Source organism: Litorivita sp. NS0012-18 (assembly GCF_040371945.1).
GTDB lineage: Bacteria > Pseudomonadota > Alphaproteobacteria > Rhodobacterales > Rhodobacteraceae > Litorivita.
Map to the genome: position 1 here is coordinate 42,072 of NZ_BAABWS010000006.1, position 16,972 is coordinate 59,043.

Here is a 16,972-nt window from a genome sequence, read left to right on the forward strand (position 1 = left end):
GTGCGCAGACCAAGAAGGATTTGAGCGTGTATAGAAAAGAGATCGACGGGCTTCGCTCAGTCGCGGTTTTGCCGGTGATTTTATTTCATGCCGGTTTTGGTATTTTCAGCGGCGGCTTTGTCGGGGTGGACGTGTTTTTCGTCATCTCGGGTTATCTGATCACGGGAATTTTGCTGCGCGAGTTGCAAGAGGGCCGGTTTTCGATCCTGAAGTTCTACGAGCGGCGCGCGCGGCGGATTTTACCCGCGCTGTTTGCCGTGATGCTCGCTTGTTTGCCCTTTGCTTGGGCGTGGATGTTGCCCACCGCCTTCGAGCAATTCGCGCGCAGCATCATCGCGGTCTGTGTCTTCGTATCAAACGTGCTGTTTTGGCGCGAAAGCGGCTATTTCGCCGCCGACGCCGAGGAAAAGCCGTTGCTCCACACATGGAGCCTTGCGGTGGAAGAGCAATACTACGTCATTTTTCCCCTGTTTTTGGCTCTGTTATGGCGGTTTCGCGGGCAATGGGCCCTGATCGGCACGGCATCGGTCGCAGCGGTCAGTCTGGTTTTGTGCGAATGGGCCGCGCGCCATTATCCGGATGCGAATTTCTATCTTCTGCCGACACGCGCTTGGGAGCTATTGGCCGGTTCGCTTTGCGCCTTTTGGCACTCCAGCGCCCGCCGCCGGAGCTTGGGCGGAGCAGACCCGTGGTTGGCCAGCGCCGGATTGGCATTGATCGTTTTCGCGATTTTCGCCTTTGATGAACACACGCCCTTTCCATCGATCTACACTTTGGTGCCCGTGCTGGGCGCGGCATTGATCTTGCTCTTTGCGGATGCGGATCGGGCGGCGGGGTGGATTTTGGCTCGGCGCGCGCCGGTGTTCATCGGGTTGATCAGCTACAGCGCCTATTTGTGGCATCAACCGCTGTTTGCTTTTGCGCGTATCCGCTCATTTAACGAGCCGGACATGACTTTGATGGGCGGATTGGCAATTTTGTCTTTGGCCTTGGCGTACCTGACGTGGCGCTATGTCGAAGCGCCATTTCGTGCTCCAGGATACGTGGCGGCGCAAAGGCCTGGTTTGGCGCTGACACAATCGCGCATTTTGGGTCTTTCTGTGGTGGGATTGGTTGCTTTTGCGGCGATGGGCGCGGCAATGCTGTCGATGCCGCGCCCGGTCCCCTCTGGGGTTAACGCGGCTTTAGCGGCCTTGGAGCCATGGCGGGACACAGATGAATGCGCCATCGACACAACGCCGGATACGGCCCGTGTGAGCCGCTGCTTGCACTCCGCACAAGGTGAGAAATTGGCGCTCTTGATCGGGGATTCCCACGCGGGGGCAATTTCGTTGCCGATGCGCGAGGCCATGGCGGTTGCGGGCTATAAGTTGATCAGTTTTAGCCATCCTGCCTGCTATCCGGTGCTGGGCGCGCGGCGGTTGCCCATGCCCGTGTCGCAGCGGTGTCAGGACATGATGCAACTGGCATATGATGCGAGCCTATCTCGGCCTGACGCGCCGGTCTTTTTGTTTTCGAGATGGGTTTTGAACCTTGACGGAACACGGTTCGACAACGGGGTTGGCGGCGTTGAAAAGGGCAAGGATGGTGCGGTGCAGGTGACGTCGGATGGTTTCGCCACAGGGCCGGATCGCAAGGCGGATGTGATCCGATACTCGGTGCAGAGCTTGGCGGATTTGGCGAAATCGGGCCGGTTGGTGGTGATAAAGGGATTTCCCGAAGCCGGGTGGTCCGTGCCGTTGCGCTTGCAAAAGAGAGCGCTGTTTGAAGGCGGCGAGGTCAGCTCAATTTCCATTCCTGCGGATCGCGTGATGGCGCGGCTCAAGGGTGCGGATGCGCTTTTGGATGCCTTAGAAGCGCAGGGCGCGCGGATGATCGATCCGGCGCCGATTGTCTGCGCTCAGGGGGCTGCGGGACAATGTGTGCAATATGACGGCACGGATTTGCTTTACCGCGACGATGATCACCCCTCTTTGGTTGCGGGCCGTCAGATTGCGAAGCGTGCGGTAGAGGTGCTGCCCTGACATCGCCTCTGGTATGGGTTTTGCGGGTTGGCGCGTGGCCGCAGTATTGCGGCATAGCGGGCACAAATGCGCGGGATGTGTGACAGATCTTGGGGTTTTCCTTGCTTTTTATGCCCACTCACGCAGGATCGGGCCAAAGCCACCGTCGGTAAAGGCGGGGCGTGAGAGGCAAAGCATGATCCAGATCCCCGTATTTCGGGCCCCCATTGTGCGGGCTTTTGTGTCCGGCGTGCAAACGCGCGCGTTGCGCCGCGCGTCGCGGCGTTTGGGGCGTTTGCTTTTGGCCGGCTCTGCCATGGCGCTTCTGGCGGGCTGTTTGGCCCCGACCAATTACACCGCGCCCAGTTTCGGATTTGGCGATGGTTATGGCCGCGCGGGCAAGGCGGGCGGCAAGTTCGGCCGTTCGGGTCCAGTGCTTTTGAGCAATGCGATGTGGTGGCAGCGGTTGCAAGATCCGGTTCTGGACGGATTGATTGCCGAGGCGCTCAAGCAAAACTATTCCCTGCGCGAGGCGCGCGAAAAAGTGGTCGAGGCGCGCGCGACTTTGGGTACAGTGCCTGCGCCGGATGGATCTTTGCGGGTGTCGCTGGACGGCAAATTAACCGGCAAGGATACCGCGAGCGAGACGCTTGGCCTGTCGTGGATGTTAGACCCTTGGGGCGGCAATCTGGCCAGCCGCAAAAGCGCGATGGCCAGCTATGAGATTGCCGCTGCCGAAGCCGATGCGGCGCAGCTATTGGTGATCTACAATCTGGCCAATGCCTATTTGAACCTGCGCTACCGCCAAGAGGTGCTTGGCCTGCGCGAGCAAGAATTATCGATGCGCCGCCGAACGCTCGGGTTGACCCGCGCCTTGGCGCAAAGCAGCGAGGCGACCAAGCTCGACATCACCCGATCGCGCGCCCGTGTTGCCGACATCGAAGCGCGCCTGCCCGAAGCGCGCGCCGCCATCACCGCGACCCAAAACGAGATTGCCGTGCTGACCGGTCATGCACCGGGGCATTTGCCCGTGTCGGTTGGCCGCGCGCCGCAACCTCGCGTGAGCCTCTCGCCCGAGGTGGGTATTCCCGCCGATTTGCTGCGCAACCGTCCCGATATTCGCATCAGCGAGCGGGTCTATTACGGCGCAATTGCCGAAATTGATGTCGCCCGCGCCGCGCTTTATCCGACGCTGTCGCTGACCGGTGCGATCACCGTCAATGCTTTGGCGAGCGGCGCCAGCGCGACCAGCTATTACCTTGGTCCTGCGATCCAGTTCCCCGCCCTGCCCGCGACGGGCAAGGCGCGCGTAGAAGCCCGTCATTCGGCGGCGCGCCAAGCGCATCTGGCATGGTCTTCGACGGTTTTGGGCGCGATCATGGAGGTCGAGAATGCCCTTGTCGATTACCGTGCCAGCACCGAGGCTTTGGCCGCAGCGGCGCGTGCGACGGGGCTTTATGGCGATGCGTTGAACTTGCGCCGCCGCCTTGTCGAAGCGGGCGAGGCAACGCTCAGTGATTTGATTGATGCCGAACAAGAGTTGTCCGCCGCCGAGGATTTGCGCGCGCAGATGCGGTTTCAACAGGCGCGGGCCTTTGTGGACCTCAACGTGCGTCTTGGCAGTGGCAGCCGTGTCGGCAAGGATGGCGATCCGATGCCGGGCGGTGTGGCGTCGTCGGCGCGGATTGATCCGGAACCGCAGACACAGACACAGGCACAGGTGCGGGCGGCAAACGGCGGTTAGTCGCTGCGCGCAGGCGGAGCGAGAAACACTGCGGCCATCCATCCTGCGATAAACCCGCCCAGATGGGTTTGCCATGCCAGCCGTCCGCCCATGGTCCAATACATCAAGACATTGAGGGCAATCAGACCCAAAATAGGCAAGAATAGAGCCTGCACGGCTTTGCCTTCGGGGGCCGCGCGCCAATCGCGGCGGATGAAAGCGGCGGCCAGTCCAAACAAGGCGCCGGAGGCTCCGACCATGGGTTGGGAGCCTTGACCCAAGAGCGCATAGCCCAAAGCCCCGCCGAAAATTGCCGCCGCATAAAGCGCCAAAAACCGCCCTTGACCAAAGTCGTTGGCCAAAGGCGTGCCGAGCGAAAACAGTGTCATCATATTGAGGCCAAAGTGCCAGACGCCCGCGTGCAAGAACCCGTAGCTGAGAAACATGGTCAGCGATTGCAGCGGATAATTGGCGCGCCAGTTGTCCAAGAGGCCGGGCCAGAAGGCACCGTATTGATAAACGAGGTTGCGCCAAAGCGAGGTGCCCCAAAGCCCCTTATCCGCACCCATCAAGGCCAATTCGGGGATCAGGCACAGCCCAAGGATCACATAAAGCGCAAGCGGGGCCCCTGCGGCCCGCTTTTGCGCCTGCCTGCTCATCGGCGGATCGTGAATTCGCGCTCCAGACTGAAGAATATCGCTTTGGAGCGGGCCTGTGGCTGACCGGCGGTTTGGCTGCTGCGCAGCTCGACGCCTGTGCTCACCAACCAATCCTCGGTCAGCGCGTGATTATAGGCGATGCGCAAATTGGTGCGATCGCGGGTGGAATAGCTGCCCGCGCCGCCATCTTCGACTTGGAAATAACCGGCATTAAGCATCAAGGAGGACGTCTCGTTCAGCTCATATTGCCATCCGGCATTGAGCCGCGTTGCAATCAGGTCTTCGTTGTCGGCATTGGTCGAAGCGCTGCGGGTGACGCCGAGGTTGAATTGCCCCATGGCCATGGCGTGGTTGTAGGTGATTGACCCGACCAGTTGCGCGGAGCCAAAATCAGATTTGCTCACGCCCATGTCGAAGGCCAAGGCGCCGCGCGGCAATTCCATCTCGCGGGTCACATGCAGGCTGTCGCGGTTGCCGTTGGCATAGACTTCGCGGCGGTAGCTGGCGCCGATGCTGCCATCCGCAAGGGCGCGGGTGATGCTGGCACGGGCGGTGACGCCCTGCGATGTGCTGCGACCGCCCGTGGTGTCGGTGACGGTTTCGCCGTAGCCGAGGCTGCCCTCAACGGTGGTGATCTCATCCATCTCATGGGTGAGGCCAAAGCTGACGTTGTTGCTTTTGCGGTGGGTTTGCACCGCGTTTTCGGCTTCGAAATCCGTATGGACAAGCTGCATGAACGCATCGGTATCGGGCGCCAAGGTGAAGCGCAACTTGCCGTCGATACGGAGGCGATCGCTGTCGTAATAGGAGGCCGAGACCGTGTCTTTGTAATCAAAGCCGCTGCGCTTGAGCGACAGGGTCAAACCCAAGGGCGCGTTGATACCGGTTTTGAGGGTCGCCCCATAGCTATAGCGGGTGCGCGTGCCCGTATCGTTGACCAGCACCAGATTGCCCGCGTCATCAATGGCCAGAACATCGTCATTGAGCGGCGACAGATAGGCCAAATCGGCTTGCTGGTAATCGGCATCCAATTTGAGCGAGCTGTTTTGGTTGTTGAGCGCATAGGCCAAGCGCACGGCGGGGGCTTCAAAGCCGTTGCCGCCGTTGGATCCTGCCGGAAGGTCTGCAAACCGCGCCACGCCGGACATATCGAAGTCCAGCGCCGAGCGGCGCGTGACCGAGCGCAGGCCAAAGCTGAGCCTTGTGTCAAAGAAGGTCGCATTGCCCGCCGATGTGACGGCCAATTCGGCATTGTCCGTGGCGCGCAGTTCGGAGCGGATGCCAAAGGTCATCTCCAGCCCGCCGTTCTCTTGCGCCGACAGGCCCGCGCCGGTGGCGGCAAGGGCGGTGATGATGCTGCCAGCGGCCAGATATCTGCCCGCTGCTGTTTTGGTTTTGCTCTTGGTGGTCGCTGGCCTGTTCTCAGGCTCTGTGCTGCTGCTCTGCCCCCGCATGATATGCCCCTATTCGAAGAGCTTGCGTTCGGGCACCGCGATCACATCGCCATCCCGAAGCGGGGTTGAGCCGGCGATGCCGCCGCCTTTGTAGTTGAAGATATAGATCTGCTCGATGCCGGTTTTGGGATCGGCGCGGCGCAGTTGCACGCGTTTGACAGCGGCGAATTTGCTAAAGCCGCCCACCGAAGCGAGAGCCTGCAACAAGGTCGTGCCCGGCTCGGCTTCGAACATGCCCGGTTTGGCGACCTCGCCCATGGCGTAGATCGAGATGGTCGCCGGTGCGGCGGGGCCTGCCCGCTCGCCCAGTTGCGCGACGCTGACATAGACATTGGGCGTGGTGGCGAAATTGCCCGCCAGACCTGCGGTCAGATTGGCGCGCACGGCGTCCACGGTGCGCCCCGAAGCGCGCACGGTGCCAACGACCGGAAAGCTGATGGTGCCATCGGGCAGAACCAAGGCGCTGCGGTTGAGGGTTTTATCTTCCAGAACTTCAATTTGCAGAATGTCGCCCGGCTGGATCGAGTAGCGCGACTTGGCGCCCGCTTCGCCCGTCATCCCCGCCAGTGCGAGCACCGCCACGGCGAGTGCGATCACAAATTTATACATGGGTGGTCCCTCTATCTTCGTCAGATCAATCAGATTTCGTTAATCCTAAGGGATTCTCTACGCTGTCGATACGGCCCATACCAGTATTTTTTGGGGTGCAGCGGGAAAGCCGCACTGAAAACCCTCATGAATTTCGCGCCATCGGCTCTTTGGCGCGGCTCTGGCCTGCCCGCGCCAAGGCAAAAGGCCCGCCCCTAGGTCAAGGGACGGGCCAGATATGGCAGGCGGCGCGTGCGCGCGCCCTAGGTCTTGCGGCCTATTGCGCGGGCGGCAGGGCGGCGATGGCGGCTTTGACCTCTTCGCGCAGCGCCGGATAGGGGCGCCCGCTTTCGGCCAGAATATCGCGGGCGGCTTCAATTTCGCGCCGCGCCTCATTCAGACGGCCCAAAGATTGATAGGTCAGGCCCAGATGCAACCGCACCGAAGGCTCTTGCGGCAAGGCCTTGGCCGCCGGTTCGAGATATTCGAGGGCTTCGGTATATTCGCCGCGCCGGTGGGAGATCCAGCCAAAGGTGTCTTGGAAGGCGGGCACGGTGGTGCCGCGCAAACGGCGGGCCACCACAAAGGCGCGCTCTAGGCTTTCGGGATCATCGCGCGCGGTGGACAGCAGGCTGGCGAGGTTATTGGCCACCACCGGCACGCCGCTGTTTTCCTCGTATAGCCCTTCATAGATCGCAATCGCGCCCTCGATGTCGCCTTCGCGCTCCAAGAAACCGGCGCGCACCCATTTCAAGGTGCCGCTGTCGGGCAGCGCGACCTGCGCCGCGTCCAATGTGGCGCGGGCCTCATCGGTGCGGCCTTGGCGCATTTGCAATTCATAAAGCGTGGTCCATGCCGGCTCGCTCTTGGGGGCGTCCTTGAGCACTTCTTGAAGCAGGGTCTCGGCCTCCGCCGTCTTGCCCGACAGGCTCAAAACCGAGGCCAGAACGAATTTCGACCCTGCATCATTGGGGCTTTGCACGGTCAGTTCGCGCGCGCGCGCCAAAGCCTCGTCCACACGGCCGGCCATGATATGCGAGCGGATCACCGCCGCCGCGGCCCCGTCGCCGCCCTCGCCGGTATTGGCGCGGTCTTCAAGGAATTTGGTCAGGTCATCGGCCTTGCCCTGGCGGGCAAACAGCTGTGCCTGCATCTCGGTGGCGCCGGCGCTGGCCTCTTCGGTGCCGATCTGGCCCAGACGGCGGATGTCTTGTTCGGCGCGGGCCCAGTCTTGCATTTCAAGGTGCACGCGGGTCAGCTGCATCAAGATATCGACATTGTTGTTTTGCAACCGCAGCGCCTCGATAAGCACATCCTCGGCCGAGCGGTATTTGGCCTCTTTCATCAGATAGCGCGCATAGTTGAGCGACTCTTTGGGCGCGCGGCCCGATGCCTCCACCGCCAAAGACAGCATCTCGCCGATCAGTTCGTGATTGCCTTCGCGTTCGTGCACACGGGCCAGAAGCGTCATGATATCGGCATTGCGCGGCGCCTCGCCAAGCGCGGTGCGCAGGGTGATGATCGCCTCGTCGGTCTTGTCGTCTTCCAAAAGCCACGCGCCCTTGATGGTCAGCGCCCCGACCTGTCCGGGGTCATGTTCGAGCACCTCTTCGATCAACTGGCGGGCGCCGACCTGATTGCCGGTGGTGGCGCGCATACGGGCCAATGTGACTTTGATCCGGTCGATTTCCTCGCTCGGTTCGGCCCCCGCAACGAGGCTTTCCATCAGGTTCAGCGCTTCGGTCTGCTGACCGGCGGTGAACATGAAACCGCCGCGCAGCGCATCGAATGTCACCTGATGGGCGGCCACATCGACGGGTTTGGGGTCCAGTTTGCTCAGCGCGTCCAGTTCGGCCAAAGCGGTCTCGCCGCCTTTGATCTCGGCCAGAAAACGGATCAGGGTCAGCCGCGCACCGGGGTCTTCGTTGTCCGGCTGGATCTGCGCGCGCAGCCAGTCCTCGGCCTCGTCGGCCTTGCCCTCGGCAATATACCAGCGCACCAAAGCGCTGCTCACGGCGAGGTCTTCGGGGAAAAGCTCGGTCATGCGCACCAATTGCGCCTCGACGGCGGGCTTGTCGCCCAATTGATCCAAAAGCTTGATGCGCAGCCCGTGCAAGGGGCGCTCCAGCGGCGCAGCGGCAAGCCCTGCATCCACCTCGCCAAGGGCCCCGCGCCAGTCGCGGCCATTGATCAGTTCGGCAATCAGAACCTGCCGCGCATTGAGCAAGGCGGGATCGGTCTCGACCAGTTTGCGCGCGGCGGCGATGGCGGTGGCGCGGCCGGTGCCGTCATCATTGCGCATCGCATCGCGGTAATCCATCGCCACGCCGATGGCTTGCAGCGCGGGCACATCGGGGTCGATGGCCGTGGCCGCTTCGAGGAATTTACGCGCCTCGTTGGGGTTGTTGGTCTGGAAGGCAATTTCGGCCAGCGCCGTATTGCCCGCAAGATTAGACGGATATTGTTCGACCAAGCGCAGATATTGCGAATAGGCACCTTTGAGGTTGCCCCGCTCGCGCAGGGTTTCGGCCATCAAGATGCGTGCTTCGGCATGTTCGCTGTTCAGCTTGAAAACATTGCGCAGCTCGACCAAGGCGCGGTCGCCATCACCTTCGGCAAGATAGGCTTGCGCGGCCTCAAAATGTTTTTGGGCGCGGGTTTCAGCGTTATCACAGGCGGCAAGCGACAAGGTCAGCGCAAGTGCCAATGCGGGAGCGGATAGAATGCGTTTCAAGATCGATATTCCTAGTCTTTGAATGACAGGCGCAGCATAACAGTCAGGCGCCTGAGTGTCTTTAGGTCAATGGCGGGGATGTCTTCGCAATTATGTGTGTTGATTGTGAGCGACACTGCGCAAATTCAAAGGCGATTTCGCGGCATATCGCCCGATCGCGCCGCTCAGGTGCAATGCGGCACCGCAGATACGCAAAGGCCGCCCTTGAAACAAAGGCGGCGCAGAGCCGTTAGCCAAAAAGCGAAGTGACCCGCAGCAGCCGGTTCAGCAACCGGTGCCGCGCAGCACCACCATGACCGTCCGCATCAGGATATTGGTATCCGTCTTCAGGCTCAGGTCGGTGTGATATTGGTCGTCAAAGCCGACACGGTCCGCAAAATGCGAGGCATGGCGATCGGAGACCTGCCACGATCCGGTGATGCCCGGACGCATGGCGAAATAGGCCTCGCCCTCATAAAGCGCGCGTTGGTCGGCCATCATCGGGCGCGGTCCAACAAGGCTCATGTCGCCTTTAATCACATTGAGCAACTGTGGCAGCTCGTCGAGCGAGGTCTTGCGCAGAAAGCGCCCGACGCGGGTGATGCGCGGATCGACCACCAGTTTTTGATGCGCATCCCATTCGGCGCGGGCCTCGGGGTCGGCCTTGAGGTGTTTTTCCAACTCCACATCGGCGTTGCGCACCATGGTGCGGAATTTGTAAATCTCATAGACGCGGCCACCGCGTCCAAGACGTTTTTGGGTATAGATCGGCTTGCCGCCATCCAAGGCGATGGCAAGCATGATCACGGCCATAAGCGGCAGCAGCACAATGCCGGAGACCAGAAGGGCAAGAGTTATAAATGCGAGATCCAAAATGCGTTTGTAACGCTTGGCATAGACCTGATCGGGCCGAAAATGCGGCGGTGTGGTCTGACCAGCGCGGCGCGGCAGCAGCTTTGTAGAGCTGGTCGGCACCAAAGGCATCTGGCGAAGGTGAAGGGTCATAATAAAAAGTATCCAGTTTTAAAAGCGGTCGTGTCTACATGATAACATGGGCACAATGGCACCACAGGTCCGGTTTACATTACTGATCCTACCAGCCCGCCTTAGGGCCGTTTGGATACATGTCATAGTCGGATTGGCAGCATCAGCAGACGAGTTCCACCTTCAAGTTAAGGTCGCATTTAAGGCGATGTAAATGAAATCTTTTGCTAAAATTGCGCAAAAAATGCGGCAAGTTTTTGATTTATAATATCTTTTGCTGTTTTCAGGAAAATGCTGCACTGCGGCTAAAATAGGCATTATGCGCAGACTACGGGCATAATCTTCAAATTTTACAAAGATTGTTGTCGTTCTGGCGGGTAATAACAGAATCAATTCGCGCTCTGACGCGGGGGTAAGTTGCCGCTTGGCCACAGAGGGGTTGCGCCGCGCGGATCGCCATCTGGGCAACAATATCTCGATATGCGGCGCATTTTTTCCGCAGCGCGGCGAAAGGTGAGGGAAACCGGTGTCATTTGCGCCTCTTACGCGGGGCTTGGGCTTTATTCCGAAGTCTGCTGCCCGTATATATGACCATAATTGCAGGTTATTTTCTGCCCCGGGATAGGCTTATTGACTTATGGCGACTGAAGCGATGTATGCGGATTTTTTCGGTCTGACCGAACGTCCGTTCACTCTCCTGCCCGATCCCAGCTTTCTATATTGGTCCAAACAACACCAGCGCGCCTTTTCGGTGCTTGAGTTCGGGATCTTGTCGCGCGCGCCGATCACCTTGATCACCGGCGAGGTCGGTTCGGGCAAGACCACATTGCTACAGGCGCTTTTGGGGCGGATGGAAGAGGGGCTGACGGTCGGGCTGATCTCCAACGCCCAAGGCGGGCGGGGCGAATTGTTGCAATGGGTGCTCAATGCCTTCGGGATCGAAACCGCGGGCATGGAATATGTGAAAATGTTCCAGACCTTTCAGGACTTCTTGATCGAGGAATATGCCGCCGGACGGCGCGTGGTCCTGATCATCGACGAGGCGCAAAACCTCTCGGTTGAAGGTCTGGAAGAAATCCGCATGCTGACCAATATCAACGCCAATAAGGATGAGTTGGTGCAATTGATCCTCGTCGGCCAACCCGAATTGCGCGATATCGTGCGCAAACCCGAAATGCGCCAATTGGCGCAGCGTGTCGCCGCCAGTTTCCATCTCAATGAAATGGATGCGGCCACCGTGGCCGATTATATCGCCCACCGTTTGCGCACCGCGGGCGGCACGGGGGCGGAATTTACCCCCGAGGCCGCCGCCTTGGTCTATGCCAATACCGACGGGGTGCCGCGTCTGGTCAACCAGTTATGCGATCTGTCGATGCTTTATGCATGGAGCGCCGAAACTCCGGTGGTGAATGAGGCGACAATCAAAAGCGTGCTCGACGATGGCGTCTTTTTCGGCGCCGTGCGTGAAGTGAAGGAAGACAGCTGATGACCACGATACATTATTATTTTTCGATCATTGTCCGGCGCCTGCCGCTGGCCTTGATCGTGGCGGGGCTGATCTCGGGCTTTGCAATCACGGCGGCGATGACCTTGCCCCCCGCCTATGTCAGCCAGACGCGGTTGGTGGTGGAAAGCTCGCAAATCCCTGGCGATCTGGCCGAAAGCACGGTGCAACTTCCGCCCGAAGAGCAATTGCAATTGTTCGAAACGCGGCTTTTGACTCGTAACAACCTGCTCGACATCGCCAAACGGCTCAATGTGCTCGACGATCAAGAGAACATGAACCCTGACCAAATCGTCGACGGGATGCGCGCGCGCACCAAGATCCGCAGCTCTTCGGGGCGCAACAAAGCCACCTTGATGACGATGAGCTTTGAGGCTTCGCAGGCGCAAAAGGCGGCGGCGGTTCTCAATGAATATCTGACCTTGATCTTGCAAGAGGATGCGCAATTTCGCTCGGACCGCGCCAGCCAGACACAAGAATTCTTCGAGCAAGAAGTGGCGCGGCTTGGCGCCGAGCTGGATATCCAGTCGGCGCGTATTTTGAAATTCAAAAGCGAAAATGCCGATGCTTTGCCGGAGAACCAGAACTATCTGCGCAGCCAGCAATCGAGCCTTCAGGACCGGCAATTGCAGCTTGACCGCGAGATCACCAACCTGCGCGAGCAGCGCCTGCGCCTCGAACAGATGTATGAGGCCACGGGGCGGCTCGATACCACGACCCGCGATCTGCGCAGCAGCGAAGAGGTCAAGCTCGAAGAGCTCAAGGACGATCTGGCCGAAGCGCGGCTGGTCTTCTCCGAGCAGCACCCGACGGTGAAGCTTTTGAGTGCCCGTATCAGCCAGCTTGAAGAGACAATCCGCGCCAAGCAAAACGACCCCTCCGGTGACGAGACCGCCGCGCAGGCCTCCGAAGAGATCGATCCGGCGCGCGCCATGCTCGATTTGCAGCTCGGCGAGATCGACACCCGCACGCAGTTGCTCGAAGAGCAAAAAACCGCGATCGACGAGGAATTGGCGCGGATCACCGACGGATTGTCGCGCACCCCCGCCAATGCCATTGCCATCGCCGCCTTGCAACGTGACTTCGAAAACGTGCAGAACCAATACAACGGTGCCGTGGCGCGTTTGGCCAAAGCCTCTACCGGCGAGCGGATCGAAACCCTCTCGCGCGGGCAACGGGTGACGGTGATCGAACAGCCCGCAGTGCCGAGCCAGCCAACCAAACCCAACCGTGTTTTGTTGTCCGCGATGGGGGTTGCTGCGGGGCTTGGCGCGGGGGGCGCGTTGATCGTCCTGCTCGAACTTTTGAACACCTCGGTGCGCCGCCCCGAGGATTTGGTCAACAAATTGGGGATCACCCCGATTGTGACCATCCCCTACCTGCGCACGCGCAAACAAAAGGCGATGCGCCGGATGCGGCTGCTTATGGCGATCTTGCTGGTCTGTGCCTTGATCCCCGCCATGCTGTACGGCGTGCATACCTATTACAAACCTCTCGATCTGATTGCCGACCGGATCATGGATAAAATCGGCTTCCGCGGCTGACGCGCGACAGGAGATAGACGAAATGGAACGTTTGCAGATCGCTTTGGAGAAAGCCCGCGCCAGCCGCAAGGACGGCACCGCCCCCGCAGGCACGCGCATTTCCGCAGGGGCCGCCTCGCGCGGCTCTTACGGCAAAGAGGCCGCATGGGAGGCGCTTACGGCGCTGGATGTGGACGAGCGGGCCTTGGCGCGCAAACGGGTTCTGGCGGTCAGCGGCGGATCGGAAGCCGCGCCTTACGATTTGCTGCGCACCCGCGTGATGCAGCAGATCCGCGAACAGGGCTGGCGCCGCGTGGCTGTGGTCTCGCCCAATGCCTCGGCGGGCAAAACCACCACTGTGGCGAACCTGTCTTTTGCCTTGGGGCGTCAGGATGATTTTCGCACCATCACGCTGGATTTCGATTTGCGCCGTCCGGCCTTGGGCAAGGTCTTGGGTCAGGCCTCGGCCCATAACATGGCCGATGTGGTGCGCGGCAAGGTGGAATTTGCCGATCACGCCCGCCGCCTTGGGGCCAATCTGGCCTTCGGCCTCAACAATATGGCGGTGACGCAATCGTCCGAATTGCTGCAAAGCCGCCAGACGGTCGACATTCTGGAACAGATCGAAGACAGCTACGCGCCCGATCTGATGCTCTTTGACATGCCGCCCCTGCACGGGGCCGATGACAGTTTCGGATTTTTGCATCAGGTCGATGCGGCCTTGATCATCGTCGAGGCGGAAAAAACCTCGATCGCGCAGATCGATGTGGTGGAACGCCAAGTGGCCGAAAGCACCAATGTGATGGGCGTCGTTCTCAACAAATGCAACTATGCGCGCGGGGCCTATGGCGCCAATTACGGCTATGGCTATTACTAGGGCGCGATCCGGTGGCGCGCGCCCTACTCAAAACCGCGGTTTTGCTGTTTGCCCTCTCGGCGGCGGGCTGTTTTGCCGCCTTTTATCACCTCTCCTATAAATGGCGCGCCTGCTTCAACGAGGCCGGCCGGTGTTTTGATCCGTTGAGCGGCGCAGTCTATACGGCGCAATCGGGCGGTGTCTGGCTGGGCTTGGGCGCGCTGTGCAGCATGGCGGCGCTCTACCTGCTGCGACGGCTTGCGGTGCCACCGCGCGGTGATGGGCGAAACGCTTAACCCCTTGCGGCCTATTTTCGGGGCCAAATCCAAGCCGCAGCCGCGCGACCCAGACGTGCGGCCAAACCTTCAAGGAGCCTGCCCCGATGTCCGATATTTTCCAAAACCACCAAGCCAGCCTGCAAAGCCCCGCCAGCCGCGTCTTTGCCGTCACGCCGGATGACGGCGCCGATCTGGCCGTGGCGACCCGCGCCATCAATGTGGCGGCGGCGGGCATCGTGCGGGTGCAAACCGTGGCCGGTGATGTGGGCGATGTCTTTGTCGCAGCGGGCATTCCGTTTCCCGTGCGCGCCATTCGCATCCATGCCACGGGCACCACGGCGACGGGGATTGTCGGACTGGCGTAACCCGCGCCGCAACGGATTGAAAATCTGAGGGCCTTTGAGCGGATGCTCGAAGGCCCTTTTCTATGCCTGATGGATGTAAGCGCCCTGCCGCGCCAGATCGAAGCATCCTTATACGCAGGGCAATTCACAGCGAAACGGCGGCAATTTTGATCACTTCGCCACAGTCCTGCGTTGATTGCGGCACCTGCGGCCAAGAAAACGTGCAACCCGCTCTGCGGCATGGCAAAAGACCCAAAGAGCAGGGGCCTTTGGCTCCCGCCTCTTTGTGCGAGACAATATTTCAAATGCCCTGCCGCCGTTTCGGGGGCGCCCCTATAGAAAGCCCGCCCATGATCAAGATTTTTGGCGAACGCAATACCTCGACCAATGCGCTTAAGAAGTTGATCGAGACAAATAGCGCCTCAAAGGTTTTGCCGTCGGTGGTGCGCGAAAACGATCCTGATTTCATGCGCCGCACATGGGCATGGCGCAAAGCCTCGAAATATGGACCCGCGCGATTGAAACCCTATTTCGAGGGGCAATTTCAACGCCGGATTGACGCAGTATTTGACGGGGTGCCGCCGACCCACGCATGGAAACATACTGCCACCTATTTCGACGATATTTCTGCCTTTGACGGGGTGCCTGTGGTGTTCAATGTGCGCCATCCGGCGTCTTGGCTTTTGTCGCTATACAAAAACCCCTATGAAAACCTTGCGGCTCGGCCGGCCTCTTTTGGCGCCTTTCTGGAGTATGATTGGAAGACCGCAGGGCGCGAAAATCTTGATCGAAAAAGCCTCAAACCCGCCGCGCTTTATGCCGAAAAACTGGCGTCCTACCATGTGCTGATCCAACAGTTGGAGGCGGCTGGCCTGCCCTATCAGGTGGTGAAATTCGAAGATATCATCTTGGATCAAGCTGGGGTTTTTGAGCGGCTGCGTCCGCTGTTGCAAGACCCTGCCGCCGAGGTTCAGCTGATCCAGAAATCCACCAAATCCAACGCCAAAGACCTAAGCTATTATCAGGACTATTATGGCAATGAGGCTTGGCGCGGTGAAATCTCCGAACACCTGCCCAGCCTGCGCCTGCAGGTTCCTGCTGGGGTTTGTGCGGCCTTTGGCTACGAGATTTAGCGCAGGCTAAGCTGGTGCAGGCACATCCACGGTTTGGGTGATCAAAAGGGCAATGGCCAAAACCGCCATGATCCAGACCCAGCCGAGCACGAACGAGCCGCGGGTGATCAGGCGGCGTGCCTTGATCACGAAATAGGGCGCACCGGCGATGGGCACCAAGGCGGCCCCGATCAACGCGCCTTTGATTCCGAACATCGAAAACCCGACGGGCACCATCACCATCGCGCCGACCGCACGCAGGGCGCTGTTGACCATGATGGCACGGCTATCGCCCGCATTGGTCAACAGCGCGCCAAAGGGTGCAAAGCGCATCGCCAAAAATTGTAGACCCAAAATGCCAATATAATCACCCACCGGTGCAAAGCGCTCGGGATAGAGCAGGCCCAACACATAGGGCCCAACCGTCACACAGGCGGCAAAAGCCACGATACAAATCCCGTCGATCGCCAGTTGCAGGCGCTGAAACACCTGCGGCACGCGCGCAGGGGTTTTGCGCTGGACCTCTGCCAATGTGGCTTGGCCGACAAAGCCGCCGACCCGCAAGATCACCATACGGCCTGCATCGATCCAGATCATCGCAACCGCGAAATATCCAAAGGCCGCAGCGGGCATCATCGCGCCGAGGAAAAACCGTGCCGTGTAATTGCCCAGCAAGTTGAACGCCGAGGAACCCATGATGAATTTGCCAAAGCTCCACAGACGCTCTTCAATCTCGGCATCGCGCACAAAGCGCATTTTCGGCCCCTTGAGCAAAAGATGCGATCCGGCGCATTGCAGCATATTCAAGGTCAACGCGCCCAGCATCAAAGCCCAAACTGTCGGGGAAAGCATCGCAAAGCCGATCATCGCTGCGATCGACAAGACCCGCGCACCCAGCATCAACCCGACAAAGCGGCGAAATTCCATCGTGCGGTTCGCCAGTTCTTTGGCGGTGGATTCCAGCCCCAAAAACAGCGGAGCCAAAGCCGTCAACGCCAGCAGTCCGGGCAATCGTGGATCGGCATAGACCGTGCCCTCTTTGGCCAAATAGGGCGCCAAGACAAAAACCGATGCCCCACAAAGCAGAACCAATCCGGCAATCGCCACACCGCGCCGCAGCTTCACCGCCCATGCCACGCGCAGAAAATGATCGCTGGCGCCGTCCTCGTCACGGGTGATCGATCGAATGATGCCAATGTCCGTGAGCAGGTTCAGCGCCGTCAAAACCGTC

14 protein-coding genes are annotated in these 16,972 nt (G+C 60.0%); 8 read left to right on the forward strand and 6 right to left on the reverse strand.

Annotated elements, in window-relative coordinates; genetic code table 11:
- Window positions 1-26: 26 nt before the first annotated feature.
- Window positions 27-2,024 carry an acyltransferase family protein gene (locus ABWV64_RS15365; RefSeq protein WP_353346860.1) on the forward strand — a complete coding sequence of 666 codons (1,998 nt, stop codon included), beginning with the start codon at window positions 27-29 and terminating at the stop codon, window positions 2,022-2,024.
- Between the two features lie 175 nt (window positions 2,025-2,199).
- Window positions 2,200-3,747: an efflux transporter outer membrane subunit gene (locus ABWV64_RS15370; RefSeq protein WP_353346862.1), complete on the forward strand. Its 1,548-nt coding sequence runs from the start codon at window positions 2,200-2,202 to the stop codon at window positions 3,745-3,747.
- Here the strand turns inward: ABWV64_RS15370 and ABWV64_RS15375 are convergent.
- The 5 genes from ABWV64_RS15375 to ABWV64_RS15395 all read right to left on the reverse strand — a co-directional run bounded on the left by ABWV64_RS15375 (window position 3,744) and on the right by ABWV64_RS15395 (window position 10,145).
- On the reverse strand, window positions 3,744-4,385 hold the full coding sequence (locus tag ABWV64_RS15375) for a rhomboid family intramembrane serine protease (RefSeq protein ID WP_353346864.1): 642 nt from the start codon (window positions 4,383-4,385) through the stop codon (window positions 3,744-3,746). The genes ABWV64_RS15370 and ABWV64_RS15375 overlap by 4 nt on opposite strands.
- A complete protein-coding gene (locus ABWV64_RS15380; protein ID WP_353346866.1) occupies window positions 4,382-5,839 on the reverse strand; it encodes a hypothetical protein in 1,458 nt (485 codons plus the stop codon). The genes ABWV64_RS15375 and ABWV64_RS15380 overlap by 4 nt, the downstream gene beginning before the upstream one ends.
- A 9-nt stretch (window positions 5,840-5,848) precedes the next feature.
- The gene (locus ABWV64_RS15385; RefSeq protein WP_353346868.1) at window positions 5,849-6,448 is read right to left on the reverse strand and encodes a polysaccharide biosynthesis/export family protein; all 600 of its coding nucleotides are present in this window, start codon (window positions 6,446-6,448) and stop codon (window positions 5,849-5,851) included.
- A gap of 256 nt (window positions 6,449-6,704) precedes the next feature.
- Window positions 6,705-9,161, reverse strand: a complete 2,457-nt coding sequence (locus tag ABWV64_RS15390) for a tetratricopeptide repeat protein (protein ID WP_353346870.1) — start codon at window positions 9,159-9,161, stop codon at window positions 6,705-6,707.
- A 264-nt stretch (window positions 9,162-9,425) separates the two neighbouring features.
- A complete protein-coding gene (locus tag ABWV64_RS15395; protein ID WP_353346872.1) occupies window positions 9,426-10,145 on the reverse strand; it encodes a sugar transferase in 720 nt (239 codons plus the stop codon).
- 616 nt (window positions 10,146-10,761) lie between these two features.
- On the opposite strand from ABWV64_RS15395, the gene ABWV64_RS15400 reads away from it, so the two are divergent.
- From ABWV64_RS15400 to ABWV64_RS15425, 6 genes are all read left to right on the forward strand, one after another.
- A complete protein-coding gene (locus ABWV64_RS15400) occupies window positions 10,762-11,610 on the forward strand; it encodes an ExeA family protein (protein WP_353346874.1) in 849 nt (282 codons plus the stop codon).
- Entirely contained in the window at window positions 11,610-13,172 is a 1,563-nt protein-coding gene (locus ABWV64_RS15405) for a GumC family protein (RefSeq protein ID WP_353346876.1), read from the forward strand. Before ABWV64_RS15400 ends, ABWV64_RS15405 begins: the two co-directional genes overlap by 1 nt.
- A 22-nt stretch (window positions 13,173-13,194) precedes the next feature.
- On the forward strand, window positions 13,195-14,028 hold the full coding sequence (locus ABWV64_RS15410) for a CpsD/CapB family tyrosine-protein kinase (protein ID WP_353346878.1): 834 nt from the start codon (window positions 13,195-13,197) through the stop codon (window positions 14,026-14,028).
- Window positions 14,029-14,039: 11 nt separating this feature from the next.
- On the forward strand, window positions 14,040-14,303 hold the full coding sequence (locus ABWV64_RS15415; RefSeq protein ID WP_353346880.1) for a hypothetical protein: 264 nt from the start codon (window positions 14,040-14,042) through the stop codon (window positions 14,301-14,303).
- Between the two features lie 86 nt (window positions 14,304-14,389).
- Window positions 14,390-14,650 carry a spike base protein, RCAP_Rcc01079 family gene (locus tag ABWV64_RS15420; protein ID WP_353346882.1) on the forward strand — a complete coding sequence of 87 codons (261 nt, stop codon included), beginning with the start codon at window positions 14,390-14,392 and terminating at the stop codon, window positions 14,648-14,650.
- A gap of 329 nt (window positions 14,651-14,979) precedes the next feature.
- On the forward strand, window positions 14,980-15,762 hold the full coding sequence (locus ABWV64_RS15425; RefSeq protein WP_353346883.1) for a hypothetical protein: 783 nt from the start codon (window positions 14,980-14,982) through the stop codon (window positions 15,760-15,762).
- Window positions 15,763-15,768: 6 nt separating this feature from the next.
- Here the strand turns inward: ABWV64_RS15425 and ABWV64_RS15430 are convergent.
- Window positions 15,769-16,972 (reverse strand): oligosaccharide flippase family protein (locus tag ABWV64_RS15430; RefSeq protein WP_353346884.1); only part of this gene is annotated, 1,204 nt, incomplete at its 5' end.

Coding starts and splice junctions, on each gene's coding strand:
- ABWV64_RS15400 (WP_353346874.1), top strand. CDS start 10,762: ATGGCGACTGAAGCGATGTATGCGGATTTTTTCGGTCTGACCGAACGT.
- ABWV64_RS15410 (WP_353346878.1), top strand. CDS start 13,195: ATGGAACGTTTGCAGATCGCTTTGGAGAAAGCCCGCGCCAGCCGCAAG.
- ABWV64_RS15395 (WP_353346872.1), bottom strand. CDS start 10,145: ATGACCCTTCACCTTCGCCAGATGCCTTTGGTGCCGACCAGCTCTACA.
- ABWV64_RS15385 (WP_353346868.1), bottom strand. CDS start 6,448: ATGTATAAATTTGTGATCGCACTCGCCGTGGCGGTGCTCGCACTGGCG.
- ABWV64_RS15375 (WP_353346864.1), bottom strand. CDS start 4,385: ATGAGCAGGCAGGCGCAAAAGCGGGCCGCAGGGGCCCCGCTTGCGCTT.
- ABWV64_RS15405 (WP_353346876.1), top strand. CDS start 11,610: ATGACCACGATACATTATTATTTTTCGATCATTGTCCGGCGCCTGCCG.
- ABWV64_RS15420 (WP_353346882.1), top strand. CDS start 14,390: ATGTCCGATATTTTCCAAAACCACCAAGCCAGCCTGCAAAGCCCCGCC.
- ABWV64_RS15370 (WP_353346862.1), top strand. CDS start 2,200: ATGATCCAGATCCCCGTATTTCGGGCCCCCATTGTGCGGGCTTTTGTG.
- ABWV64_RS15380 (WP_353346866.1), bottom strand. CDS start 5,839: ATGCGGGGGCAGAGCAGCAGCACAGAGCCTGAGAACAGGCCAGCGACC.
- ABWV64_RS15425 (WP_353346883.1), top strand. CDS start 14,980: ATGATCAAGATTTTTGGCGAACGCAATACCTCGACCAATGCGCTTAAG.